General features: G+C 66.6%; 24 protein-coding genes and 1 tRNA gene. 17 read left to right on the top strand and 8 right to left on the bottom strand.

Annotation, left to right across the window (positions count from 1 at the left end; genetic code table 11):
- Positions 1-121: 121 nt before the first annotated feature.
- Positions 122-532 carry a hypothetical protein gene (locus tag AB0389_RS08820; protein WP_366394614.1) on the bottom strand — a complete coding sequence of 137 codons (411 nt, stop codon included), beginning with the start codon at positions 530-532 and terminating at the stop codon, positions 122-124.
- A gap of 383 nt (positions 533-915) precedes the next feature.
- Positions 916-1,647 (bottom strand): hypothetical protein, encoded by a 732-nt coding sequence (locus tag AB0389_RS08825; protein ID WP_366394615.1) that lies wholly within the window; start codon positions 1,645-1,647, stop codon positions 916-918.
- A gap of 1,220 nt (positions 1,648-2,867) precedes the next feature.
- Here AB0389_RS08825 and AB0389_RS08830 point away from each other — a divergent pair.
- Positions 2,868-3,719, top strand: a complete 852-nt coding sequence (locus tag AB0389_RS08830; protein WP_366394616.1) for an FkbM family methyltransferase — start codon at positions 2,868-2,870, stop codon at positions 3,717-3,719.
- A gap of 291 nt (positions 3,720-4,010) precedes the next feature.
- Here AB0389_RS08830 and AB0389_RS08835 read toward each other — a convergent pair whose 3' ends face one another.
- Together AB0389_RS08835 and AB0389_RS08840 are read right to left on the bottom strand one after the other, a co-directional pair.
- Positions 4,011-4,415: a hypothetical protein gene (locus tag AB0389_RS08835; RefSeq protein WP_366394617.1), complete on the bottom strand. Its 405-nt coding sequence runs from the start codon at positions 4,413-4,415 to the stop codon at positions 4,011-4,013.
- Complete coding sequence (locus tag AB0389_RS08840) at positions 4,412-5,149, bottom strand: GntR family transcriptional regulator (protein WP_366394618.1); 738 nt, start codon at positions 5,147-5,149, stop codon at positions 4,412-4,414. The genes AB0389_RS08835 and AB0389_RS08840 overlap by 4 nt, the downstream gene beginning before the upstream one ends.
- A gap of 911 nt (positions 5,150-6,060) precedes the next feature.
- Here AB0389_RS08840 and AB0389_RS08845 point away from each other — a divergent pair.
- From AB0389_RS08845 to AB0389_RS08855, 3 genes are all read left to right on the top strand, one after another.
- Positions 6,061-6,816, top strand: coding sequence for a GntR family transcriptional regulator (locus AB0389_RS08845; protein ID WP_366394619.1), 756 nt, complete (start codon positions 6,061-6,063; stop codon positions 6,814-6,816).
- Between the two features lie 282 nt (positions 6,817-7,098).
- Positions 7,099-7,575 carry a hypothetical protein gene (locus AB0389_RS08850; protein WP_366394620.1) on the top strand — a complete coding sequence of 159 codons (477 nt, stop codon included), beginning with the start codon at positions 7,099-7,101 and terminating at the stop codon, positions 7,573-7,575.
- Positions 7,576-7,580: 5 nt separating this feature from the next.
- Positions 7,581-8,624 (top strand): hypothetical protein, encoded by a 1,044-nt coding sequence (locus AB0389_RS08855; RefSeq protein WP_366394621.1) that lies wholly within the window; start codon positions 7,581-7,583, stop codon positions 8,622-8,624.
- A gap of 372 nt (positions 8,625-8,996) precedes the next feature.
- Here the strand turns inward: AB0389_RS08855 and AB0389_RS08860 are convergent, their stop codons facing one another.
- Both AB0389_RS08860 and AB0389_RS08865 read right to left on the bottom strand, forming a co-directional pair.
- Positions 8,997-9,767 carry a glycosyltransferase gene (locus tag AB0389_RS08860; protein WP_366394622.1) on the bottom strand — a complete coding sequence of 257 codons (771 nt, stop codon included), beginning with the start codon at positions 9,765-9,767 and terminating at the stop codon, positions 8,997-8,999.
- Positions 9,764-10,552: a GntR family transcriptional regulator gene (locus AB0389_RS08865; RefSeq protein WP_366394623.1), complete on the bottom strand. Its 789-nt coding sequence runs from the start codon at positions 10,550-10,552 to the stop codon at positions 9,764-9,766. The genes AB0389_RS08860 and AB0389_RS08865 overlap by 4 nt, the downstream gene beginning before the upstream one ends.
- A 238-nt stretch (positions 10,553-10,790) precedes the next feature.
- On the opposite strand from AB0389_RS08865, the gene AB0389_RS08870 reads away from it, so the two are divergent.
- From AB0389_RS08870 to AB0389_RS08925, 12 genes are all read left to right on the top strand, one after another.
- Positions 10,791-11,066 carry a hypothetical protein gene (locus tag AB0389_RS08870; RefSeq protein WP_366394624.1) on the top strand — a complete coding sequence of 92 codons (276 nt, stop codon included), beginning with the start codon at positions 10,791-10,793 and terminating at the stop codon, positions 11,064-11,066.
- Positions 11,063-12,028 (top strand): DUF2637 domain-containing protein, encoded by a 966-nt coding sequence (locus AB0389_RS08875; protein WP_366394625.1) that lies wholly within the window; start codon positions 11,063-11,065, stop codon positions 12,026-12,028. Before AB0389_RS08870 ends, AB0389_RS08875 begins: the two co-directional genes overlap by 4 nt.
- A 95-nt stretch (positions 12,029-12,123) precedes the next feature.
- The gene (locus AB0389_RS08880; protein ID WP_366394626.1) at positions 12,124-14,307 is read left to right on the top strand and encodes a cell division protein FtsK; all 2,184 of its coding nucleotides are present in this window, start codon (positions 12,124-12,126) and stop codon (positions 14,305-14,307) included.
- Between the two features lie 141 nt (positions 14,308-14,448).
- Positions 14,449-14,703, top strand: coding sequence for a hypothetical protein (locus tag AB0389_RS08885; protein WP_366394627.1), 255 nt, complete (start codon positions 14,449-14,451; stop codon positions 14,701-14,703).
- Positions 14,704-14,745: 42 nt separating this feature from the next.
- On the top strand, positions 14,746-14,940 hold the full coding sequence (locus AB0389_RS08890) for a hypothetical protein (protein ID WP_365390269.1): 195 nt from the start codon (positions 14,746-14,748) through the stop codon (positions 14,938-14,940).
- Between the two features lie 49 nt (positions 14,941-14,989).
- On the top strand, positions 14,990-15,247 hold the full coding sequence (locus tag AB0389_RS08895; protein WP_366394628.1) for a hypothetical protein: 258 nt from the start codon (positions 14,990-14,992) through the stop codon (positions 15,245-15,247).
- Between the two features lie 102 nt (positions 15,248-15,349).
- A complete protein-coding gene (locus AB0389_RS08900) occupies positions 15,350-15,733 on the top strand; it encodes a hypothetical protein (RefSeq protein ID WP_366394629.1) in 384 nt (127 codons plus the stop codon).
- Positions 15,734-15,926: 193 nt separating this feature from the next.
- Positions 15,927-17,888: a DUF3987 domain-containing protein gene (locus AB0389_RS08905; RefSeq protein ID WP_366394630.1), complete on the top strand. Its 1,962-nt coding sequence runs from the start codon at positions 15,927-15,929 to the stop codon at positions 17,886-17,888.
- A 289-nt stretch (positions 17,889-18,177) separates the two neighbouring features.
- Complete coding sequence (locus AB0389_RS08910; protein WP_114625163.1) at positions 18,178-18,318, top strand: helix-turn-helix domain-containing protein; 141 nt, start codon at positions 18,178-18,180, stop codon at positions 18,316-18,318.
- Positions 18,312-19,736, top strand: a complete 1,425-nt coding sequence (locus tag AB0389_RS08915) for a site-specific integrase (protein ID WP_366394631.1) — start codon at positions 18,312-18,314, stop codon at positions 19,734-19,736. The genes AB0389_RS08910 and AB0389_RS08915 overlap by 7 nt, the downstream gene beginning before the upstream one ends.
- Before the next feature lie 352 nt (positions 19,737-20,088).
- Positions 20,089-20,754 carry a hypothetical protein gene (locus tag AB0389_RS08920; RefSeq protein ID WP_366394632.1) on the top strand — a complete coding sequence of 222 codons (666 nt, stop codon included), beginning with the start codon at positions 20,089-20,091 and terminating at the stop codon, positions 20,752-20,754.
- Positions 20,755-20,778: 24 nt separating this feature from the next.
- The gene (locus AB0389_RS08925) at positions 20,779-21,867 is read left to right on the top strand and encodes an XRE family transcriptional regulator (RefSeq protein ID WP_366394633.1); all 1,089 of its coding nucleotides are present in this window, start codon (positions 20,779-20,781) and stop codon (positions 21,865-21,867) included.
- 604 nt (positions 21,868-22,471) lie between these two features.
- On the opposite strand, the gene AB0389_RS08930 is transcribed toward AB0389_RS08925, so the two are convergent.
- Positions 22,472-22,558: transfer RNA gene (locus AB0389_RS08930), tRNA-Ser, on the bottom strand.
- A gap of 55 nt (positions 22,559-22,613) precedes the next feature.
- Positions 22,614-24,080 carry a trypsin-like peptidase domain-containing protein gene (locus tag AB0389_RS08935; protein ID WP_366394634.1) on the bottom strand — a complete coding sequence of 489 codons (1,467 nt, stop codon included), beginning with the start codon at positions 24,078-24,080 and terminating at the stop codon, positions 22,614-22,616.
- Positions 24,081-24,297: 217 nt separating this feature from the next.
- Between AB0389_RS08935 and AB0389_RS08940 the strand changes: the two genes are divergently transcribed.
- Positions 24,298-25,242: a glycerophosphodiester phosphodiesterase family protein gene (locus AB0389_RS08940; protein ID WP_366394635.1), complete on the top strand. Its 945-nt coding sequence runs from the start codon at positions 24,298-24,300 to the stop codon at positions 25,240-25,242.
- Positions 25,243-25,267: the final 25 nt, after the last annotated feature.

Below are 25,267 nucleotides of genomic sequence, written 5' to 3' on the forward strand. Positions count from 1 at the left end.
AAATCCCCGTCCGCCATCCGGACATCCAGGCGACCGCCCCCGTACGCACGGAGCCGCCGCCCACGAGAAGTGAGCGGCGGCCCTGTGTCGCGGACCTGCTTCAGCCGGTCAGTCGACCGAGTCAGTACCAGGCACTGCAGATGGTCCGGTGACCGCTGGTGTCACCACACGCCCGCACCTTGTGCGGTGAGCCGTCGTACAGCAGGTTGTTCTGCGGCGTCTGCGTCGACCTCGACGAACTGGTCGTGTACTGACGCGCGGTCCAGTTCTTCCCGCCATTGATCGAATCGTCCAGCCACACCCGCGCCTTGGAGGCACTGGCGCTGCCGGAGATGATCCCCTTGACGTAGTCGTGCCCGTCCGGGCACCGCCAGACCTGAAGGATGACGGTGTCCCCGCTGCCCGAGGCCGTCCTCTCCTTCGAGTACGAACACTCCCCGGTGGAGTACGCACTCGCCGTACCCCCGGCAGCCACCACGCCACCAACGGCCACAGCGAAAGCTATGGCGATCCTGCCGATTGCCCTCTTCATCTCGACCCCGTTCCTCATCACACATCGCGCGAAACCCCCGGGCCAACTCCCGGACCACCTGAGGGGCTTCGCCCGATCGTAACCCCCAGAAATCATCCAATTGCCCCCGGGCCTCAACCAAAGCCACCTCGTACGACAACCCCCGGCGATAAAACACAGAAGGGGCACCCCTCACCGAGGGGCACCCCTTCTGACCTGCGCCTACGTTGACCTGCTGCGGTGGGTGTGGGATTTGAACCCACGGTGACATCGCTGCCACGACGGTTTTCAAGAGGATCCAGCGCCCGACTCCCACGCGCCCCTGACCAGCACGAACACCACGTCACGGGCGGCTCCGAACCCCCGTGGGGGACAACAGGGGGACAGCCAGGCGCGGTACGGCCTCACCCCGCCGCCCCTTCACCTGCCGACCGCTCCCCCTCGCGCTCACCCTCAGCGCGCCGAGCGGTCGGCAGCAGGAGATCCCGCTCGGGATGGTTCTCGCCGGTGACCTTGCCCTGAACCCCGAGGTCCACCCGAGCCGCCTCATGGAACTCGTTGATCTCCCGGAACGCGACCCGGTTCCGCTCCCGCCACTCGTCAAGGGTGCCCTCGATCTTCCCGGTCGCCTGCCAGTCAACGGCACGGACCGCGGCATGCAGCTCATGAGCCGCTTCCACCACCTCGTCACCACCGAGCAGCATGATCTGCTCGAACGACCGCCCACGCTGCCGCTCGGCCTCCGCCAGCTCCGCCCGCATCTCCACCTCGGGCTGCTCGCTCCGCCGGAGCCCCTCCCTGTGCTCGTACAACTGCACAGCCAGAAAGATCCCCGCCCGCACCCGGTCGACGTATCCCCCGTACGCGTCCAACTTCCGGTCGTCCCACCGGGTCAGCAGCTCCCGCTGATGCCGGCTCCGCTCCATCACGTAGTTGGTCAGATGCGTCGTGAACGCGCCCAACAGCACGGCAGCGATGGTCACGAGCTGCTCGCCGGTCCCCAACCTGTCCCCCCAGCCAACCGAGTCATCTAGATCTCTGGAGGATTTTAGGAGTACGGCAGACAGGCGCAAGTGGGCCTCATCCACCGACGCCCGACGGACAGGCTTTTCCCTGTCGAACTTCTCCTCAAGCACATGTCAACTGGCGAATTGACGGATCCCAGCTCTCCCGCCAGAAGATAGGAGAGGATTCAACATTCTCGCCAAAGAGGGGGCGCAAAGGGCGCATTGATGGGGCGCATTGATGGGGCGCAAAGGAAGGGGGATAACTGCGAATTAACCTTTCGCCTGTGATTTAGGCAACGTTGGCGCCGGGAACCGGGTACCAGAAGCGGACGTCCCGTCAGGTCGCACACCCGCAAGGCTGTTGGCGCACTTGGGATTTGAGCCAACAGCGATCTTGGCGCTCTCCTTGGCGGCACATCCGTGCCCCACACACTCTTTAGCGCACAGAAGTTACGCCATCCATGCACCCCCCACCGCCCGGGTACAGTACGCGTACCAAACCACCTCATGGGATCCGGACGCGTTTCGCGAGCCCGTCCCGCGGGAGCTCACGAATGGCGTGACTCCGGAACCGGAACGAGGTGGGCCGGATGGCCTGTTGGCCTGACGGACGGTGCTGCTGTGGCAAAGCCGGGCGTAACTACAAGTGGATTCGCCTGCCAGGTCTGATCTACGCGATCTACAAGATCGTGCGGGATCTTCTGGACCTGTAAAGCGAAGACCCCGACCTAACGGCCGGGGTCACGCCACAGACAGCGGATTCAAAGAGGGCCCCACTCAGAGCTTGCCGGCGACGGGTGGGGCCTTCGCCATGTCCGCCCAATGGTTACTGTCGCGTAATTAAGACAGATTAGCAATATGTGACTGTCGCCACATAACGGCTACGCGACGGTCCCCATCTTGCCCTGCACAGCCGCACTCTCGCGACCGACGTCCCCATATTGCCCCCTGCCCAAAAACGCACACCCCCAAGAGTCCAGCTCAGCGCCCTAAGGTTACCCTCGGCGTGATGTACGTCACTCACCGTAGGTGACTCAAAGCACATGCGACCGAATTCCGGAATGCACCTTTTGTTGAAAATTAATGCTCACGCGAGGCTAATTTCCAAGTGCGCGGAGGCAAGATAACGGGTGGGTCCGACAACGACGATCGCGCCTCCTGCGTTGTGCCCGGTGCCGAGGAACCGGACAGCCACAGCTGCCCGCACAAGCAATCGCCCATCGCACCTCTGGCAGATGGGCGCTACCGTTCGCGGAGACCAAGCGGAGGGCAAACGGATGAGCAACCCCACGTCACGGGCGATCAGTCTGGGAAGCCGCTACATACGTCGTGCGCCTGATGTCCTGAGCATGCCTTCACCGCTCGTTGTTGGTCTCAATCGCTCGCTGCGGAAGCACCCGCTACGGCGTGGTGTCCGCTCGCGGTTCGGGGCTCGGTTCGCCGTGGACACTCGGGATCTGATCCAGCGGTACCTGTACCTGTTCGGAGTGTGGGAGCCGCACATGACGCGGTGGCTTCAGGCGCGGCTGCGGCCCGGGGACACGTTCGTCGACGTGGGCGCGAACATCGGGTACTACAGCGTGCTCGCGGCTGGGCTGGTCGGGGCCGAGGGCCGGGTCGTGGCCATCGAGGCGTCCCCGGCGTTCCATGAGCGGCTGCTGCAACACGTACGGCTCAACGACTTTGGCGACAACGTGCGGGCGGTCAATGGGGCGGTGTCCGACAGCCGGAAGACGCTGACGTTCGTGTTGGCCAGTTCGGCGAACATGGGGGCGAACAGCATCGTCCCGTACGACGGGCCGGCCGAGTCGTCGTTCGAGATTGAGGCGCTGCCGCTGCCCGAGCTGCTGACGGCCGAGGAGATCGCGAGCGCCCGCGTGATCAAGATCGACGTCGAGGGGGCCGAGGGGCCGGTCGTGCGCGGGTTGGTGCCCCTGCTCGACCGGCTGCGGCCCGACGCCGAGATCACGGTCGAAGTGACCCCCGACCGGATGGCGCTCCTCGGCGACTCCGCCGAGGAGCTGCTGCGGACGATGCGAGACCACGGTTTCCACGTCTACCGGCTCGCCAACGACTACGCGCCCGAGAGCTACCCGGCTGCGATGCGGGACACGGCCGTCGTGCCCGTGCGGTGGCGGGGCCCCCTCGACGGCGAGAGTGATCTGATCTTCTCCCGGATCGACGCGGAGACGCTCCGGTGACTCCCCAAACTCCCCAGACGTACGCACCACGCGGCAACGTGACTGCGGGCCGGCTCCCTCCGTACGAGGGAACCGGCCCGCAGTCATCAGGGTGGCGCTGTCACCAGCGGATGGGTTCCAGCGTTCCGCCCGCGCATACCGGGCAGGGGACTTGATACGTGCCGAGGCACGTATCGCAGCCCGTGAAGCCGAAGCAGCCCGGGCACCAGACGACTTGGTGTCCGATGCAGCATCCGCAGTAGGTGGTGGGGCGTTGCCTCTCAGACGGGGACCGGGCTGCCGCGGCGGCGGTCATACGGCGGTCGCCGTCGGCATCTCGGGGCCGCCGTCCTGGTCCGCGTCGTCGTCATCGTCCGGCAACGGCAACCGCGCCCCTCGGCTCTCCGCCACCCGCAGCACATCCCCCAGCGCCTCCGTCACCCGCGCCAGCGCGAGGCGGAGGTCACCCGCGCGCGCCTTCCGGTTGGTGAGAACGGCGATGGCGTCGTCCCGCATCTCCGCCGCCACGCTGGTCTGTGCTTCCTCCACATCGTCAGCGAGGCGGGAGACCGTGCCACCGCGGTCGTCGGTGCTCAAGAAGCACGGTTTCCCATCGGGGCCGGACCACGGGAGCAGCCGAAGGGAGTTGCCGCGTAACGGCGTCGGCGTCGGCTCCACCATCGGCGTCGGCGTGTTGTTGTCCTGCTGGTCGGTCATCCCGTCGCCTCCAACTTGTCGGCCGCGGAACGGCCCGTGTACAGAATTTCGCTGCGGTCGCCGGGCAGTACGAGGAGCGCCCCCTCGACCACGCGCCCGTCCACGTCGGTCGCGACGCGTTCCAGGGCGAGCACCGGCGACCGCCGGGTGATGTGCAGCAGCTGCGCTTCGTCGCCCGTGGGGAACCGGGCCGTGGCGCGCTCGGTCGTGGCCGCGACCCGTACGCCGGCTGCGGCGAGCAGATCGCGTACGTCGTCACCCCACGGCGACGTTCCGACCGGCCCCACCGCGCCGAGCCGCGCCACCGCGTACGGCACGTACACCCGGGCCAGACTGCGCGGCGAGGCGCCCTGGTAGCCGACGAAGATGTACTCCGTCACCGGGCTGTCCACCCGTACCGCCAGGAGCCGCGCCAACCGGGCGTCCGCCTTCGCCGCACTCCAGTCGTGGCTGACGCTGAGGCCGGAAGCGACGCCGACACCCGCGTCGGCCGCGCGTTCACTCGCGTACGTGAGGCGCTGCCCGGGGCGGCGGACGAAGTTGCCGGCGCCGTGGCGCTTCTCGACCAGACCCTCGCTCTGGAGAACTTCGAGTGCGTTGCGCAACGTCGGCGTACTGACCCGGTAGCGCGCGGCGAGCTTCTGCTCGGCCGGCAGCTTCTCGCCGGTCGGCCACGTACCCGCAGCGATCAGGCGGCGGAGGTCGTCCGCGATGTGGTGGTATCGATTACCCATGCGTGCGCTCCTCAACAGCCCGCAAATGGCACGCGCAGACGCACGCCTCATAGACGATCGGCACGTCCACCGGCGGTGTCTTGGGCTCCGCCTCCCCGCAGTCGGTGTGCGTACCGACGCGGCAGGCGCGCGAGTAGTACGGCACCACCGCGGCCCGGGACGGCGCTTGTTGATGGCGGATGGACTTCACCGGACCTCCGCGACATCAAAATGCGGGCGAACCAGGAGCGCGCGGTGGCGAGGCGTGCGCCACAGGCGCGCTCGTTCCTCGCTGGTCAGTACGTACGGGCGGACGAGGAGGTTGTCCTCGGCCCGGAGCGGTGCCGCGTGCTTGGGGTACCGCGTGGGACGTGACGGACGATACGGACGAGGAGCGGGCGGTGCCGCATGCGGCACGGGCGGCCTGTTGGAGACGCGCGCCCCTGCCCGATGCACGGACGACGGCCGTCGCCGCCGATGCCGCGAAGGTGGAACGAACTGCCGTCTAGTCCAAGCGGCAGCACGCCGGATAAAGTCGAACACGCTGATCAGCTCCCTATAGCTGATGGCTGTGCCCCCGGACGCCGCTGGCTGTCGCGGGGGCATTTTTGCTGACTGCGGCCCATGCGATGCGGCCCCCGGCGCTGGTGACGGCAAGCCCGAACCAGTCGGCCGTCTCCAGTACCGATAAAAGCTCCTGCCAGGAATCGGCCCTGGTCAGGACCGATTCCGGTACCTCCGTCTCCACACACAGGTGGCCGGAGTGATCCAGCACGCGTACGGCAAGCCCGAGCCCAAGCCCGGCGTCGGAGAGACGTGCGGCCATCCGGTCAGCACGAATTCGAGGTGAGGGCACACGGCCTCCGTCGCCACGGGATCACTTTACGTGAAGCTAGTTAACTAGATTAGAGCTAGTGGACTAGATTTTCCATATGCGAGAGCAACCGCCCTACCTCCGGATCGCCGACGTGCTGCGGCAGCGCATCGCCGACCAGGAGTGGACGCCGGGTGACCGGCTCCCGTCCCGTGCTCAGCTCGCACAGGAATGCGAGGTGGGAGAGAACGTCATCCGCCGCGCGCAGGAGCTGCTCATCTCGCTGGGCGTCCTCGAAGGGCGTACGGGATCCGGTACGTACGTGGCCGAGCCGCGCGAGCGGCTGCGCATGGTCCGCTCGCAGTACCGCGAGCAGCGCGGCGGCTCACCGTTCCGCGCGGACATGTCGGCGCTCGGCAAGCGAGGTACATGGGAGAGCCGTACGGACGCGAAGGTTCCGGCCCCGGCCGACATCGCGGCGCGGCTCGGCATCGCCGAGGGGGACCTCTGCGTCCGTACGTCGTACGAGTTCCTGGTCGACGGCAAGCCGGTTCAGGTGTCGACCAGTTGGGAGCCGTACGACCTCACGTCCGGCACGCTCATCGTGCTGCCCGAGGGCGGACCGCACGCCGGCGCGGGAGTCGTCGACCGTATGGCCGAGATCGGCATCACGGTCAGCCACGTAGTGGAACAGCCCGAGCCCGGACAGGCGGACGCTGAGGAAGCAACGCTCCTCGGCGTACAGCGCGGCGCGCTCGTGACGCGCATCCGGCGGACGTACTACAGCGACGAATCGCGACCGGTCGAGACGGCGGACATCGTCATCCCGGCCGCCACCTGCGAGATCGTGTACGAGGTGCCGGTCCGGAACTGAGGCACAGGCAGCCTGCACTCTCCCGGCCAAGCTCCAACTCGGCGGTGGCCAAGCCGACGTGGACGTGAAACGCATTGCCCCGACCACGCCGACGCGTTTTTGGCAGCCTCCACCGGCCGGAGCAGCCTGGACCGAGTGATTCATGGCCTATCGCTCACTCCACATCCAGTCCAGTTCCTCACTCGTGCACTGCTGCAGAGACTTTGACCGTGCGTCACCCAGGGGAGACGCATGGGTTAGCGTGGAAGATTCGCGGAGTCGCCAAGAACGGGGAGGGAAATCATGTCCTTCGATCAAGAGTGGGCTGAACTCAAGAAAAATGCCGCAGCACGCACTCGATTGAACAGCGCCCCGATGCTGGAGACCAACCCCACACAGACCCTCAACGAGGATCTCATCGTCAACGACGAAGAGTTGGGAAAAATCGGACACGCCGCATATGTGCTGCACGGAAAGCTCATGGCCGATGGAAAACATGCCCAACAACAGAGCGAGACAGCGGGCGATAGCTTGCAGTCTGACGGATTCGCTACAGGCGTCGCACTGAACAAGTTCAGCAAAGCATGGAAAACGCAAGTCAAGACACTACTCGATGGATGCGCCCATATTTCCAATCATCTGGACTACTCAATCAAGTCGAAAAGAGAGGAGGACGAACAGATCGGAACCACCATACGCGCATCCAAGATTGCCGACTATTTCGACGTGCAGAATAAAGAGAACACAACAAGGACGCAAAGTGACGGGCCGATAATGTAATAACTATGGAAGATACCATTGCGTCTGGATTCGGGATCGCGAAACGAGACAGGATGCCCATGCTGTCATTTGAATCACTTCTCAACGTAAAACTCGACCCGCTCAAATCGGCGTACGACGACTGGTCCGAGGTGGTGAGAAGGCTCAAGCAACTCGCAGAAGAGGCCCAGGACATGGGCACCTACGCCCAGGGGACAAGGTGGAAGGGGGAGAATGCAACCATCACAAAACCCTTCGTGGTGCGAATATCACAGGAATTTCAGGACGCAGCCACCGAGGCCGAAAGCGTTCGAAACCTCCTGAGGGAGGCCTACCGAGAGATAAAGGCAGCCCAAAGTGAGCTGACAGAAATATACGAGAATCCACCCAGGGGCATCAATATATCTCCCGACGGGCTTTTGCGAAGTGCAATATATCCTTCTCCTAAAGGTGAGGGCACGACGGACACCGGCCCCACAGAAGCGGAAGTCAACGCTCTCCTGAAAAGAATAGAAGCTATCCTTAACCGTGCAGCCGAGGCAGATGAGGCATGCGCCTGGGCCCTCGGAAATCTGGCAAAGGAAACTCACGAATTCAGCAGCACATACTACGGATCACTGCAGGACGCGGGCGCCACCGCCAGACTGGCGCAGAAAACTGAAATCAGCTCTGTGGAGTACACACGCCCGGAAAAGTTCGGCAGCAAAATCATCAAACCCGTCGCCGAGTTCCTCAGCTACCGTTCCTGGATGAACGCAGGCGAAAAGTTTGTACTCGGCGATTTCAACAAATCATGGAAGTACTTCGTCGGAGGCACCCCGGCTGCTGCAGCAGGGGAAGCCAGCAAGCATCTCGAAAAGGGATCCATTCTGAGTGACGTAAAGGGAGTTCATCACAAGCCGACGTTCGTGAACGGTATCGGAAAATTTGGCGGAAAAATATTTGGGGCACCGGTGGCAATCGTGGCTACAGCTGTCGATTTCTATTACACTCCGCCCGGCCAGAACAAGGAAGAGGGAAGTACTCGGGTAGTCACTCCCAAGGAAACCGGACCAGTGAGGTACAAGTGACACATTCTCGCGATGATCACTCCCGACGGAATTACCAGTTCCGCCCTTGGCACTGGTTCAAACCGCGTGGATCACGCATGTTCGTCCTCGGAATATGCGCGTCTGTCGGCGGTATTGCCGGATCGGTAAGGGGGGCAGCAGAGGGGATAGGAATCATCAAGGTCCTCGGACTGCTCGGAATAGGAATTCTTGGAATACTGCTAACCGTCGCTTACATCATAAATTACTCGAAGGAAAGGTAAGGGTCGACTACGAAGAAACAGCACGACGCAAAACCGATCCGCCGCAGGGAGCCACCGCCCGGTTTCCTGGTTGGCTCCCCCAGGTCGGTGGAACCGCGCCTCAAAGCCATACACGCGGGACAGCGTCAGCTCAGTCGACCGGTGGGTAACTCCACCGCAGAGCGGTGAGCGCCCGCGCCCGCGCCTCCACCACCGCCATCCGCGCATCCCGCTCCGCCGGGTCCACGTGCGCGGCCTGGCCGGTCGCCTGGCCGGGCCACTTGCGGTAGAGGAGCCCCACCTCGGGGGTGAACCAGCCGCGGCTGACCGCGTCCAGCGCGAGCAGGAGCCCGGTGTCCTCCGAGGCCGGCAGCGCCATCCACCCACCGAGCGCGAGCACCAGCTCGCGGCGCGCGAAGAGGGTCGCCGGGTGGACGGGGGCGCGGTAGTTGTTGGCCGACCAGTACGCCAGCACGGCGCCGCGGGCGAGGGGGCCCGCGTCGGGGTCGCCCGGGAAGCCGGCCGTGGAGCCGTCCGGCAGCAGGTCCAGTACGCGCGACGTCGCCCAGCCGATCGTGGGGTCGGCTTCGAGCGCGGCCAAGTCTCGGGCCAGCGCGCCCGCCGGCAACTGATCGTCGGCGTCCAGGACCTTCACGTACTCGCCGTCCGCGTGCGCGAGCGCGAGCGTACGGGCGGTGCCGGGGCCGCCGGGCCGTCCCTGCGTGAAGGTCACGCGCGGATCGTCGGGTACGTGCGGCGCGACGTCGTCACTCCGGCCGTCCTCCTGGATCAGCCAGTGCCACTCCCACCCCTCCGGCAACTCCTGCACGCAGAGAGACTTGTACGCGTCCGGCAGGAAGTGGGCGGAGGGCGCGTGGACAGCAGTGATGACGATGATGCGCCGGTTGCTCACGGCACTCACCACCTTTCCAGGGGAGTGACGAAGAGCATTTCCGTACGGTCACCGGGGAGCGTGACGTCGGACATCTCAACGACGCGGTCGTTGAGGTCGAACGAGGTTTTCCGGAGAAGCAAGACCGAGGTTCCGGGGGGTAGTTCCAGCTCCTCCGCCTCCTCCGGGGTCGGCGGACGCGCGGTGACGCGTTCCTCTATACGGTCCAACTCGATCCCGACCGAGAGCAGTTGGCTCTGCGTGCCGCCGGGCCAGGGCTCGTTGGCCGCGTCCAGGAGGTCAGGGTTCGACTCGACCAGCGCGCGGACGAGATACGAGGTGACCAGCGCGAACGGCGCTGTCTCGGCCGCGTACCGCGTCCGGTAGGTGCGCTCCACCAGGGCGCTTCCCTCGGCGACGCCGAGCGCCTCGGCGATCTCCTTGTCCGCCTCGGTCTCGCGGTACGACGCGTGGAAGACGAGATCATTGACGCCGAGGCCGGTGTCGTGCTCGGTGGAGCCGGTCTCCAGCCGCTTGGCCTCCGGCTCGCGCGCCCGGTCCTTCTCCCACTGATGCCGGTCGTTGGTGCGCAGCACCCTCGTACGGGCCCGGCGGACGAAGTTGCCGCGTCCGTGCTGCTTCTCGACCAGCCCCTCGTCCTGAAGCAGTCGGAGCGCGTCCCGGATCGTCGGAACGCTGCGCCGGTACCGCTCCGCGAGCTTCGTCTCCGAGGGCAGGCGGTCGCCGGGCTTCAGCTCACCTGCGCGGATGGACTCCCGTAGCTCGTCCGCGATCCGCTCGTACGCCTTGGCCATGCGTGCTCACCGTCCTCTCGTTCGACGGCGCCAGCATACGACTCCTAAAGAGGTCTTGACGACTTGGGGGCAGCTGAGTCATAGTCAGTAACTCCTAAAGAGGAGTTGAGGAGAAGACCTCTTTAGGAGTTACTTGACGTTGCTTCGCTACGAGTCGCCCGTGGCGGTCGACGGGTCACACGATGCCCGCCGCGAGCCAACTCACCCCCGTCCCATCCAGCCCCCAGGAGAAACCCCCGTGCGTATGCGTATGTACGAGCCGGATCCCTACGAGCCGGATCCCGAGGACTTCCGCGCCCTGTTCCTCGGCGAGTGCGGCGAGTCCGCCGAGGAGCGCCGGATCCGGGAGGCAGCGGCCCGTGACGTACTGGCTGAACTGATCGAAGAGGCCCAGACCGACGAGATCGGCCGGCTGAACGCCGCTTACGCGACGCTGCTCAGCAGCAGCGGCGCCGTACGGCTGACGACGCGCCCAGCACCGACGACGCCGGACGCCGAGGGAAAAGCCGCATGAGCGCCGTCTCGACCGTCCCCAGCGCGAGCACGGCGCCTCCCCCGCTCAGCACGGCGGAGAAAGCATTCCTCGGTGCCGTACTGCCCGCCGGCGCCGGCGTGGGCAGTCTCGGTCTTGTCGCATCCTTCGACTCCGTCTCCTCCGCCGCGAGCGACTGGGGATTCACCGAGGCGTGGATGCTGCCGGTCGGTATCGACATCGCCATCCCGGTCTTCACAGCGGCCAATCTGCTGCTGATCAGGCTCGACATGCCGTTGGCGTGGGTGCGCTTCGTACCGTGGGCCCTCACCCTTGTCACCTGCTGGCTGAACATCGCGGCGGGAACGTCGGTCTCGGCGAAGGTCGCCCACGGCGCCATGCCGCTGCTGTGGGTCGTGCTGAGCGAGATCGCCGCGCACGTCTACGCCGTACGGATCGGGGTCGCCACCGGCGCCCGGATGGAACGTATCCGCCGCTCGCGCTGGCTCTTCGCGCCCCTCACCACGCTCATGCTCTGGCGCCGGATGGTGCTGTGGGAGACGACCGACTATCGCGAGGCGCTCGCGCTGGAACGGCAACGGCTCATGGTCCGGGCCGAGTTGCGCGAGAGGTACGGCCGTAACTGGCGACGTACGGCGCCGCGCCGCGATCTCGTCCTCCTCAAGCTGGGCGAACTCGCGCCGGACGGATACCTCCCAACCGACGCGGACGAGGAACCCCCGGCCGACTCCGAGGCCGACGGTCGGGGCAAGCCCGAGAAGTACCGCCCCCGTCTGACGTGGGACGAAGCGATTGCCAGAGCCCGGGAGAAGACCGCGGATTGGCCGTACGAGCGGCTGGACGCCGAGCCGATCCGTAAGGCCGTCGGCTGTAGCCAGGGCCGGTCGCGGCAGCTGCGCGACGCGCTGAGGGCCGAGCGTCGCCCGAGCCGTCCCGCACCGCCCGGATCCGGACTTGAACCGGCACGCCCGGCCGCCGGCTGAGGCGAAGAACCCACCACGAACTGAGGCCCGGCCGCTGCTTTGGCGGGTAGGGCCGGGCCTCAGCTCTCTCCATCCCTCTCAGGAAGGAAGTGCCAGTGAAGCACGGAGATAACGACGATCAGGAGCGCGAACTCTTCGCGCGCTTCGAGAAGGAGTTGGCTGCCGACTCCGGCGAGTCCCCCAACGATTCCCCGCACGACAAGACGCCGACCGAGTCGGCCGACCCTGCCGCGACGCTGACGGTCGACCGCCCCGGTGGACCCTCCGGCCCCGGGCTGCTGGATCGGGTACGGGACGCCAAGCGCCGGTCGGTCATCCCCGCATGGGCCACCTCCCGCTCCGAGTTCCGGGCCGCCGGCCTCGGTGTAGCTACGTACGCCTGGCACGTCACCGCGTACCACGCGGTGCGCACGCCCTGGTACACGTTCCGCCTCGCGCTTCAGGCGCCGCGCGGCGCCGCCCGCTTCGTCGGCGGTTCGCTGCGGTGGCTGGTCGACTCCGAGGGGGAGCCGTTCCGGCAGTCGGCCGCCGCGAACGACGACATCGACGACTATCTGAAGCTCTCGCGGCAGCGCGACCGTCGGGTGCGGTGGCGCGCGGTCGTCGCCGTCGGCGCGTCGGTCGTGGGGGTGGCGTCCAGCCTGGCCCTGTACGTACTGGCGCCCAGCTGGCTGCTGACGCTGTGCGGCGCGGTCACAGCCCTGACTCTGGGCCGACTGGGCCAGCCGACCGACAACCCAGTCATCCACCGCGCCGTGGAAATCCCCAAGGCAACCAAGCTGACCAGCGACATCGTGTTGCGCGCGCTCGGCTCCCTCGGTCTCGCGGCGATCAATCAGGCGCAGTCGAAGGGCGGCCCGGGGTTCACCTTCACCGCTCCCATCACCCGGGACGGCCCGGGGTGGCTGGCCGTGGGGGATCTCCCGTACGGCGTCACGGTCACCGACGTCGCCGACCGGCGCGACAAGCTCGCTTCCGGTCTGCGGCGCCCGCTGGGCTGCGTCTGGCCCGAGGCCGTACCCGACGAACACACCGGGCGACTGCGCCTCTGGGTCGGCGACCAGGACCTGTCGCAGACGGGCCAGGAGCCGTGGCCGCTCGCGAAGTCCAGCGCCACGAACACCACCGATCTCTTCAAGCCGGTCGTGTGGGGCACTGACCAGCGCGGTCGGTGGGTCGGCGTCACACTGATGTTCATCGCCGGTGTCATCGGCGCGATTCCCCGGATGGGCAAGACGTTCCTGCTGCGTCTGCTGCTGCTCATCGCCGCGCTCGATGTGCGCGCCGAGTTGCACACGTACGACCTGAAGGGCACGGGCGATCTGGACGCCGTCGGCGACCGCGTCGGCTACCGGCACCGCGCCGGCGAGGAAGACGCGGACATCGAGTACGCCATCGCCGATCTGCGCGAACTTCAGGGCGAGTTGAGGCGGCGCGCGAAGGTGATCCGGTCGCTGCCACGGGACATCTGCCCGGAGTCAAAGGTGACCACCGAACTCGCCTCGAAGCGCTCCCTCGGTCTGCACCCGATCGTCGTCGGCGTCGATGAGTGCCAGGTGTGGTTCGAACACCCCAAGTACGGGGGCGAGTTCAAGGACATCTGCACGGACCTGGTGAAGCGCGGGCCGGCCACCGGAATCGTGCTGCTGCTCGCCACGCAGCGGCCGGACAAGGACAGCATCCCGACGGCGATCAGTGCCAACGCCTCGGCGCGGTGGTGTCTCAAGGTCATGGGACAGGTCGAGAACGACATGGTCCTCGGCACCGGCGCGTACAAGCGCGGCGTACGGGCGAGCATGTTCGCCTGGGGCGACAAGGGCATCTGCTACTTCCTCGGCGAGGGGGCGGACGCCCGTATCGTCCGCTCGGCGTTCATCGACGCCGTACAGGCCGACGTCATCGCGCTCCGCGCGCGGGCGCTACGGGAGCGAGCCGGCACCCTCGCCGGACACGCGCTCGGCGAGCAGCCCGAGCCGGATCCGGCCGCGTCGTACGACCTGCTCGCCGACCTCAGCGCGGCGATCCCCTCCGACAAACCGAAGCTCTGGAACGAGTCCGTGGTCCCGCGCCTCGCCGAACTCCGTCCGGACGTCTACGGCGGCTGGACGCCGGAGCAGCTCACCAGCGCGCTGAAGCCGTACGGGATCCGCACCGCGCAGGTGTGGGGCACGACGGAGGACGGCAAGGGCGCCAACCGGCGCGGGATCAAGCGCGCGGATGTGCTCACGGCACTCGCGGAACGTGACGGAAAGCGCGACGGAAAGACCGACGCCGCGTAGCCGAACGGGGTGCCGGACCTAGCAGGAACCCGCGCTAGGTCTAGCACCCCCGCTAGCGGCCAAAACCTCCCCTGAGCAGGCAACTAGCCCCTAGCGGCCTGCCTCGCTCATGCCCTGTTCCCTGCCCTGGAAGGGGTTGCGATGCCCTCCCTGCTCTCTGCTGTGCCGATCCTGATCGTTCTCACGCTCTGCTACGCGCTGCTGTGCGCGGCGAGCCCGTACGGCACCTGCCGCAAGTGCGAGGGATGGGGCCACGCCATCGTCCGCGCCCGCCGCTCGGGACGGCTGAAGCGGGGCAGGCAGTGCCGCCGGTGCTCGGGGTACGGGACGCGGCTGCGCGTCGGCCGGCGCGTCTACAACGGCGTCACGCGGCTCCACGACAACGGCACCCGCTGACCCACACCCCGCCCATCCACACCGTTCGAGAGGACCAGCCACATGCTCTTGACGATCTCCGCACTCGCGCTGTTCGGGCTCTTCCTGCTTCTGCTGCTGCGCTTCAAGGCGCTGGGGGCCGGGGCCGCCGTGGTCGCCGTGCTCTTCGGTTTCTACCTCGCCCGAACAGGGGCGGCCGAGTCCATCGACCAGATCATGACCGCGCTCGGCAGCGCCATCCGCGACATAGGCAACTGACGCAAACCTCACCCATCTCACCGTCACTGTCATCGAGAGGAACCCAGCCATGTCCGAACAGCACGCGACCACCACCCCGCCCCGTATCTCGCTGATGGCCGCCGCCGAACTCCGCGACGCGCTCAGGGCGATCGGTGAGGGCCGAGGCCCCGCTGCCATCGCGTCTCTGATGGCCATCGACGCCGCTTCGTGGGATGCGGTCGAGGAGCGCCTCGCCGCCGTGGTCGGCAGCGACCTCCGGGCGCTCCTCCTGTCGGCCGCGAGCAGCGGTACCGCCGGTACGGGTACGGCCGAGTTCCTCGGCTGACGGCCCCCCGTGCGGCCTCAACCCCAGCGCCACGTAGCGGGGGTTGAGACCGCGCGGAGGACCGGACAGCCCGGTCCGTACCCCGACTTCGGAGGACCGCCCGTGCACACCGCGCACACGCACGACCACGTCACCACCGCGACCACCGCCTACGCGGATGCCCCGAGCATCATCACTGAGATCTCCTGGGTGACCCGCGCCACGACCAACCACTTCGCCGGCCAGGAGCCGGACCGCGAGTTCTGGCTCCGCAAGGCCGCGGTCATGGACCGCATCGCGCTCAACGAGTCCGCCCTGTACGCCCCGGAGGCCGCCGCCTCGGCGGTATCGGCGGCGGCCCTGGCCGCGCGCCGACTGGTCGAGGCGGACGTGACGCACTCCGGGCTGAGCCTCAAGGGCTCCGAGCTGGTCACCGACGACGACCACCGCGCCTACGTCCGGCACGCGTACCGGGCGTGGTGCCTCGCCCAGACCAACCAGCGCTGACTTCGCCCGGGGCAGCGGTCGACGGGTCAAGGAAGCCCGCTGCCCCGGTTCCTCCCCCCATCCCATCCACGGAATCAGGAGGTGCCACAAAAATGCACCACGTCCGCTCTCACCACCGTGCGGTTGCCCGTTTGTCGGATCGCGGCACCGCTCACCGGAACAGCGCCACCCCGCGTACGCGAGGGGTCATCCGATGAACGCCAACAACGACACCGGCACCACACCGCCGAACGACCAGGACGCCGAGCAGGCAGCCCTCGGCGCAATGCTGCTCTCGCAGGACGCGATCAGCGCCGTCAGCGCCATCGTCGTTCCGGACGACTACTACCGTCCCGCGCACGCGACCATCCACGCCGCGATCGCCGAGATGCACACGGCGGGCCACCCCGCCGACCCCATCACCCTCGCCGCCCGTCTCCGCGATGCGGGAGACCTCAACCGCGTCGGCGGAGCGAGCTACCTGCACACCCTCGTACAGGCCACGCCCACGGCGGCGAACGGTTCGTACTACGCGCAGATCGTCGCCGATACGGCCAAGCAGCGCCGGCTCATCGAGACCGGCGTCCGCCTGATTGCCGAGAGCCGCCAGGGCACGACCGACGCGGCGCAGATCGCCGCCCGCGCCACGACCGCGCTGACCACCATCCACACCTCCGAGCAGTGGCCGGCGCCCGTCCCCCTCGGCACCCACGCCCCACTGCCCACCTTCCCGGTCTCGGCGCTGACCCCCTGGATCGCCGAACACGCAGCGGCTGTGGCCGAGTTCACGCAGACACCACCCGATCTCGCCGCGACGATGGCCCTGGCCGCCGTCTCCACCGCGGCCGGCGGTCGCGTCCATGTCGAGATCCGCCCGGGGTGGCGCGAGCAGGCCAACCTCTATCTCGTCTGCGCGATGCCGCCCGCTTCCCGCAAGTCCGACGTCTTCGCGGCCATGACCGAACCCATCTACGACGTCGAACGCCAGATGCAGGAGGAATCCCGCGCCCGGATCATCGAAGCGGAGACCGAGAAAGAAGCCGCTCTCGCCGAGGCCGAGGGCCTGATGGCCAAGGCGCGCAAGCCCGGGGGCACGATCGACCGTACGGCGCTGGTCGCCGAGGCGTCGGCGGCGAAGCTGCTCGCCGAGGAGATCCACGTACCCCCGCGACCGCGCCTGACAGTCTCCGGCGACATCACCCCGGAACCGCTAGCCCAACAACTGGCGATCCACCGATGCCTCGCGGCCCTGTCCCCCGAGGGCGACCTCTTCGACATCATCGCCGGCCGCTACAGCGCGAAGCCGAACCTCGGCGTCTTTCTCCAGGCGCACAAGGGCGAACGTCTCCAGACCGACCGCATTACCCGCGAGCAGCCCAGCGTGGACAAGCCCGCGCTGACCATCGGCGTGACACCCCAACCGGCCGTACTCCAGGACTTGGCCGGAGCCCCTGGCGCCCGCGACCGAGGACTCCTCGCCCGCTTCCTGTACGCGCTGCCACCCTCGAACCTCGGCTACCGCCGCACCCGCACCACTCCCGTACCGCCGCCGGTATCCCAGCGCTACCACTCTCATCTCACCCGGCTCCTCCGCACCCTCTGCGCACTGCCCGAGCCCGTAACGGTCCCGCTCACACCACAAGCCGACCGAGCGGTAGAAGCGCTCCAAGACACCCTCGAAGCATCGCTCCGCCCGGGCCAGCCGCTCGCTCACGTCCCGGATTGGGCGGGAAAGCTGGTCGGCCATACGGCGCGGGTCGCGCTCCTGCTGCATCTCGCGGACCGGATCGCCGCCGACAACTGGGGCGCCCCCGTCGGCGAAGACGCGATCACCAGGGCTTCGTCCATCACGGACTACTACACCCAACACGCCCTGGCCGTCTTCGACCTGATCGCAGCCGACCCGGCCACGGACTCGGCCCACACCATCCTCGAATGGCTCAGGCGCCCCAGGACCGACGGCACATGGCGCACGACCTTCAAACGCCGCGACGCGGTCGCCGCCTCCCGCCGCTTCCGCACGGTCGCCCAGGTGGAACCGGCACTCGCGCTCCTCGAAACCCACGGCTACCTCCGCACCGACACCCCACCCCGAACTGGCCGCGCCGGCCACCCCGCGACGGCGACGTACCGCGTCCACCCCTCGCTACAGGAGGGAAACGAGGATGCGCACTGATCGTCAGCAGAGTCAGCACAACCGGCTGACCAGCAAAAACAACGGAAGACACAAGGTCAGCGGAAGTCAGCAGGGTCAGCACCAGCCCACCGGATTCAAGCTGACGCTGCTGACAACCGCTGACCCTCGTCAGCACCCCAAAACCCCTGGTCAGCGGATTCCGCTGACGCTGCTGACCCCGGCCCACGCCACCACACCCGCGTCAAAGCTCCACCACGCACCGAGGGGATGGACCACCCTGCGCCGCGAACCCCACCTCAAGCTCGCCGACCTCCTGACCGAACTGGACATGTCCCGCGCCGCGTTCTACCGCATGCGCGCCCGAGGCAAGGGCCCTCGGTCCATCAAGCTCCCGAACGGCCAACTCCGCTTCCGCCGGTCCGACTTCGAAAAGTGGCTCAACGACCACGAAGAGGTGCCTGCATGCTGACCTTCGACGTGCGCATGTACGCGATCGAGGTACGTCCCGATCGCCGGAAGCCCTTCCGCGTACGGTGGCGCGTCGGCACCCGGAAGCACTCGGAAAGCTACGTGCTCAAAGGCCAAGCGGACGGACGCCGGTCCGAGTTGATGGCCGCGCTCCAGCGTGGCGAGCAGTTCGATACCGAGGAGGGACTCCCGGCGTCGGAACTGCGCGTGCTCGACTCCATCACCTGGTACCAGCACGCTCAGGACTACGCCCGGATGAAGTGGCCCCGCGCTGCCGCCAAACACCGGGCGAGCATCGCGGACGCCTTGGCCACGGTGACACCCAAGCTGATCGCCGCCGGCGTTCGCGGCTACCCGAAGCCCCTCGTTCTTCGGGCCGCGCTCTACGCGTGGGCCTTTCGGTTGGTCCGCGACGACGACGGCGAACTCGTACCGCGCTCAAAAATGGAGACCCCACCGACCGAAATCACCCAAGCCCTGGCCTGGATCACCAAGAACTCCCTCCCCATCGCCGAGGCTTCGAAGCCCGAGCATCTACGCAAGGCACTCGGCGCGATCTCGGTCAAACTCAACGGCAAGAACGCTGCCGAGAACACCACCCGGCGCAAGCGGATGATCCTCAACAACGCCTTCATGTACGCCATCGAGCGCGACCACCTGGCCGCGAACCCCCTCAAGCGCATCGACTGGCAGCCCCCGCCCACAGACGACGAAGTCGACTTCCGTTACGTCCCGAACCCCCAACTCGCCCGAGCCCTGATCGCCGCCGTAAAGACCCAGAGCCCCCGCGGCGAACACCTTGAAGCGTTCTTCGGCTGCGTCTACTACGCGGCGATGCGACCGGGCGAGATCGCGGCGCTGAAGAGCAGCGACTGCATCCTTCCGACCAACCAGGCGGACGAAGACGCATGGGGCGAACTCATCCTCGCCGAGAGCCACCCCGAAGTAGCCTCAGGCTGGACGGACGACGGCACCCCGTACGAAAGACGCGGCCTGAAACGCCGGGCCCGCAAGGCCACCCGCTCGGTCCCCATCCCACCCGCGCTCGTACGGCTGCTCCAAGAACACAAGAAGCGCTACGGCGCCGCCCCTGACGGCCGACTCTTCCGCGCAACCCACGGTGGCCGCGTCCGCTCCACCGAGTACTGCGAGGTATGGAAGGAAGCACGTAAACAGACCCTCACCCCCGAGGACGCCAAGACCCCCTTGGCCGAAGTCCCGTACTCACTCCGCCACGCGGGCATCTCCCTCTGGATCAAGGCCGGCGTCGAACCGCCGGAGGTAGCCCGCCGCGCCGGCCACAGCCTGGCAGTGATGTACAAGGTCTACGCCAAAATCCTCCGAGGCCGCCAAGCCCACGCCAACCAACTCATCGCAGCAGCGCTACACGAAGGCGAGGAGCTTCTCGGCTCTCCGTAATCTCGAAGGCACGCCACAGGGGCCCACCGGATCGGTGGGCCCCTTCGGATGGTTATCAACATCTGGTCCGGTAGCTCAAATCCAGATCAGTCGCTGACAGCCATACAGGCTGCCACGCAGCCTCTGAGGGACGGCAGTGGACCGGGGCAGTAGAGCACGAGAGGGCACGAAGGGGATGCAGCCGCCCCGCCGATTGGTGACTCCGGCCATACGGCTGCCGCGCGAGCCTGCGGCCCGGATCAACGTAGCAGTTGACGATCCAGATCATGCGAACTAGTGTTCGATGCGTGCCGAGTTCCAAAAAACAGCCCTCATGTGAGGTAGGATTTTTAGAACCTACTCGGGAGGTCCCATGGAACCGGTATGCCACGTCGGCATCAGCGCCGTGCAGCGGCTCGCGGAACTTGACCTGACACCGAAAGCCCTCCACAAGGGCCTGGCCGGCGGTTCCGCCGAGGCCCGCATGTGCACTGACATGGACGCACCGGGCATGGCTGGCTATGCCTTCTGGTCGCGATCCAATCGTGCGCTTCGCGAGCATTTGACCCGCGAAGGCTGGACTTTCTCTAATTCACAGTCGATTCTCCGATGCATCCATCCCTCCGGTACCTTCGCGATCACGGCAGTGAGCGGCTCGGGTAGAGTTGGGGACGAAAATGCCGACTTCTCGGGATCCGTTCGGACCAAGAACCCCAAGGGCCCTGCCATGGCAAAGCTGGTTCAGCGAAACCATGAGCAACTGCCCTTGTTTGCACTTGCCGATAATCGAAAGCAAGAGGAGCCGGAAGTCAATGATTTGCCGACATGGTTCCTTCTTTACAAATCGAGCAGAGATGGCCTCTCGTTCGAGCTCTCCTTGCCCGTGGAAATGCACGGAAAGAACGTTGACACATGGCGAGAGCGGGTAATCCTTTCGGAAAATCCGTTCCTTGGCGCCGAGTTCGACATCAAGCGCCTGGACGAGGTGGCCAGCATCATTCCCGTTGAGGTTCCTGTGAAATTCAAGGGAGCCCTGTAAAACCAACCAGTACAGGAGAAAGTCATGCTCACCGCTTCGCGACTGGTGCTAGCGCGAAAGAGAAGGCGCATGACCCTATCTAGCCTAGCTAAGGAGTCGGGAGTTTCAGTAAGGAGCCTTACGGCTTTCGAGAACGGCCATAAGACTCCTTCACCTGAGACAATCGACGCTCTGTCTGAGGCTCTAAAACTTCCTGTCAATTTCCTCACTGCACCTGACTTGGATGAAATCTCGACCGACGCGGTAAGTTTTCGCGCTCTCTCAAAGATGAGCGCCCTGGACAGGGACTCCGCTCGTGGTGCTGGCCGGATCGTAGTAGAAATCAACGACTGGATTGAGGAGCGATTCGGTCTCCCCAAGCCCGACGTGCCAACGTTGCCACACTTGTCACCTGAAGAAGCCGCCGAGCGCGTGCGCGCCTTGTGGGGTCTTGGAGAAGCACCCATTCCGAACATGATTCATCTGATTGAGTCGCATGGAGTTCGAGTCTTCTCTCTAGCATCCGATTGCTCTTCGGTGGACGCCTTTTCCTTCCGTTGGGAGCGGACCCGCCCATTCATTGTTCTGAACTTGCAAAAAAGCGGAGAGCGTGGCCGCTTCGACGCAGCTCACGAACTGGGACATTTGGTCATGCATGCTGAGCATAGAATTCCGCATGGAGTCGAAGCAGAGCAAGAGGCGCAGCAGTTTGCATCCGCCTTCCTAATGCCTAAGGCTGGCCTGCTGGCACAAAAACTCTACAGTGCCGACGCTCGGCGCATTTTGACTGCGAAGGTTAAATGGCAAGTCGCAGCCGTGGCACTGGCTTACAGACTCCATGACATCGATCTACTAAGTGACTGGAATTACCGAACGACGGTTAAGCTACTCTCACAAATGGGGTATCGCAGCGGAGAACCTGGTGGAATTTCACGAGAGAGCTCTCAGCTCCTAAGCAAGGTATTCTCAACTCTTAGAGCTGAAAGCATTCCAGCTTCGGTGATGGCAAAAGATATCAATCTAACTCTTGAAGAGCTCAATCTTCATGTATTTGGGCTAGTGCCGACTGTGTTTGAGGGCGGCTACCGTTCCTCCCCCCCTGTGCGTCCCGACTTGCGTGTGGTTGGCCCCTAGACGACAGCCTCATCGTCATCGGCTGTCACCACAACTCAACCGGTCCCCCATCTTGTTCGCTGTCGCCCGCACACCGTGAAGTCGGCGTGGTTCAGGGCGTCAAGGCCTGGGGCGATGGCAGATGGAACGGGAACTCCCACACCGCCACTCACGGTCAGCAACTCGCGAACGGTGCTCCATCCATCCCAAAGCCTGAGTGCCCCTGGCGGACGCATATCTTGGGCCTGCGGCTGGCTACTCCCGCTGCACATAGCGCACCGCCGGGCGCGGACAGCCTGTCGGCAGCGGGTGAACTCACCCGTTGCCGACACAGCCGGGGCAACGAGCGGGAAGCAGGCCGCGCCGCAGAGGCGACGCGCGCCCGCGCCATGCACGGGTTTTGGAACTGTGAAGGAAGTTGCAACTCAGGCCCTCGTGATCATTGACACATGGGCTCGGCCGACTCGGTCCACCCCAAAAACTGCCCCCTTCTGGGGGACGGCTGGGGGACGAACACTGATCCCGGGTGATCCACAAGCGAGACAGGGTGAGACAGGCCAAACGCAGAAGGGGTGCCCCGCACTGCGGGGCACCCCTTCTGACCTGCGCCTACGTTGACCTGCTGCGGTGGGTGTGGGATTTGAACCCACGGTGACATCGCTGCCACGACGGTTTTCAAGACCGTTCCCTTAGGCCGCTCGGGCAACCCACCTTCGCGTCGGCCCGGTGGTTGCCGGGGGTGGTGACGCGGGGGACAGCCTAGCCGGTCAGTTGTCGCCTTCGCGTTTGCCCAGGGTTACTTGGGCGGTGGATTCCTTGCCGTCGCGCTTGTAGGTGAGGGTGACCGTGTCGCCGGGCTTGTGGGTCCAGATCTGGCCGATCAGGGTGGGGCCGCTGTCGATCGGGGTGTCGTTGAACTTGGTGATGACGTCGCCCGCCTTGAGGCCGGCCTTGGCGGCGGGGCCGTTCGGGGAGATGGCCGGGGTGCCGCCCTCGCCCTGGGGGGAAATCGTGGCGCCTTCGCCCTCGGCGTTCATCGTGACCGTGGCGCCGATCAGGGGGTAGACCGGCTTGCCCGTCTTGATGAGTTGTTCGGCGACGTTCTTCGCCTGGTTGATCGGGATGGCGAAGCCCAGGCCGATCGAGCCCGACTGGGACTGGCCGATGCCGCCGCTGCCGGCCGACTGGATCGCCGAGTTGATGCCGATGACCGCGCCGCGCGAGTCCAGCAGCGGGCCGCCCGAGTTGCCGGGGTTGATCGAGGCGTCGGTCTGGAGGGCGCTCATGTACGAGCTGCTGGAGCCGGAACCATCGCCCGAGGCGACCGGGCGGTTCTTGGCGCTGATGATGCCCGTGGTGACGGTGTTGGAGAGGCCGAAGGGGGCGCCGATCGCGATCGTCGTGTCGCCGACCGCGACCTTCTCCGAGTCGGCCAGGGGAAGCGGCGCCAGACCGGAGGGCGCGTCCTTGAGTTTCACCACCGCCACGTCGTAGCCCTCGGCCCGGCCGACGACCTCCGCCGTGTACTTCTTGCCGTCGGAGAACGTCGCGGTGAGTTCACCGCCGTCGGCCGCGGAGGCCACCACGTGGTTGTTGGTGAGGATGTGGCCTTCCTTGTCGTAGATGAAGCCGGTGCCCGTACCGCCCTCGCCGTTGCCGCCCTTCGCCTCGATGGTGACGACGCTCGGCAGCGACTTCTGCGCCACGCCCGCGACCGTACCGGCATCGCGCTTGAGGTCCTCCGGGGTGCCCGCCGAGACCGTCGTCGAACCGATCGAGCCGCTGTCGTTGTTCTTGGCGCCCCAGTAGCCGATCCCGCCGCCGATCCCGCCCGCGACCAGCGCGGCCACGACCACGGCGGTGACCAGGCCATTCGAACGCTTGCGCGGCTGCGGCTGCGGCTCCAGCGGCAGCCCCAGCCCCAGCTGCTGCGTCTCGTGGCCGGCGACCGGCGCGCCCCACGCGGGCGCGGCACCGTACGCGGGGAGCGCGGGCGGGGGCGGCGGCCATCCGGCGCCCGCCCCTGCCGGGACCGGCGCAGGTGCTTCCGGGGGCGCCGGAGCTACGGGAGCCGCTGCCGCAGCCGTCGGCTGCTCAGGCTGCTCGGGGTGCTCCGGCAGGTCGTACGCGGCATCTCTCGGAGCGGACGCGGGTGTGCCCTCAGGAGCGGCATCCGGCACAGGAGGTACGGACGGGGCGGCGGGGACCGCGTTGCCCTCGTTCTCGGTGCTCACAGCTCTTTCTCCTCGGTTCCACGTCGTCTTCGGCAAGAGTTCCGCTATGGGATTGTGCGGTCAGCTTTTCCCACGGCACGTCAGGCCACTGTAAGCGGGACCTGTGCATCCGGCCGCCATCCTTTATTACGGACATAACGAACGCGCCCGGCAGTGACCGGCAGTGTGAGGACCGCCACCCCGCCCGGCCGCTCCGTCACGATGACACCATGGCCCCGTGACTCAAGCACGACAGCGCAGCATCCAGGTCATCGCCCACCGCGGAGCGTCGGAGGACGCCCCCGAGCACACCCTGGCCGCGTACGTGAAAGCCATCGAGGACGGCGCGGACGCGCTCGAGTGCGATGTACGGCTCACGGCGGACGGCCATCTGGTCTGTGTGCACGACCGGCGCGTGAACCGCACCTCCAACGGGCGCGGCGCCGTCTCCGCCCTGGAGCTGGCCGATCTCGCGGCGCTCGACTTCGGCTCCTGGAAGGACAGCGAGGAGAGCCCGGACTGGCGGGATCCCGGCTTCACCTCCGTACTGACCCTGGAGCGGCTGCTCGAACTGATCGCGGACGCGGGCCGGCCTCTTCAGCTCGCCATCGAAACCAAACATCCGACACGCTGGGCCGGTCAGGTGGAGGAGCGGCTGCTACAGCTGCTGCGGCGCTTCGGACTCGACAACCCTGGGACGGGGGCGGGGACCGGGACGGGGGCGGGGACCGGGACGGGGGCGGGGACCGGGACGGGGGCGGGGACCGGGACGGGGGCGGGGACCGGGACGGGGGCGGGGGAGGGCGCCGGAACGGGTGTGTCCGTGGGGAGTGGGGGGCCCGGCGGCGAGTCCTCTGTACGGATCATGAGCTTCTCCGCACGCTCCCTGCACCGGATCGCCTCCGCCGCGCCCCAGCTGCCGACCGTCTACCTCATGCAGTTCGTCTCGCCCCGGCTGCGCGACGGGTGGCTGCCCGCGGGCGCGCAGATCGCCGGACCCGGAATCCGGATCGTACGGAACCACCCCGGCTATATCGCCCGGCTGCACCGGGCGGGGCGCCGCGTACACGTCTGGACGGTGAACGAACCGGAGGACGTCGAGCTCTGTGTCCGGCTCGGTGTGGACGCGATCATCACCAACCGGCCCAAACAGGTTCTCTCGCAGCTCGGCCGGACCGTCTGACCTGCGTCCGGCCCGCGTCCGGCAA

This window comes from Streptomyces sp. NPDC093109, from assembly GCF_040701725.1.
Lineage (GTDB): Bacteria > Actinomycetota > Actinomycetes > Streptomycetales > Streptomycetaceae > Streptomyces.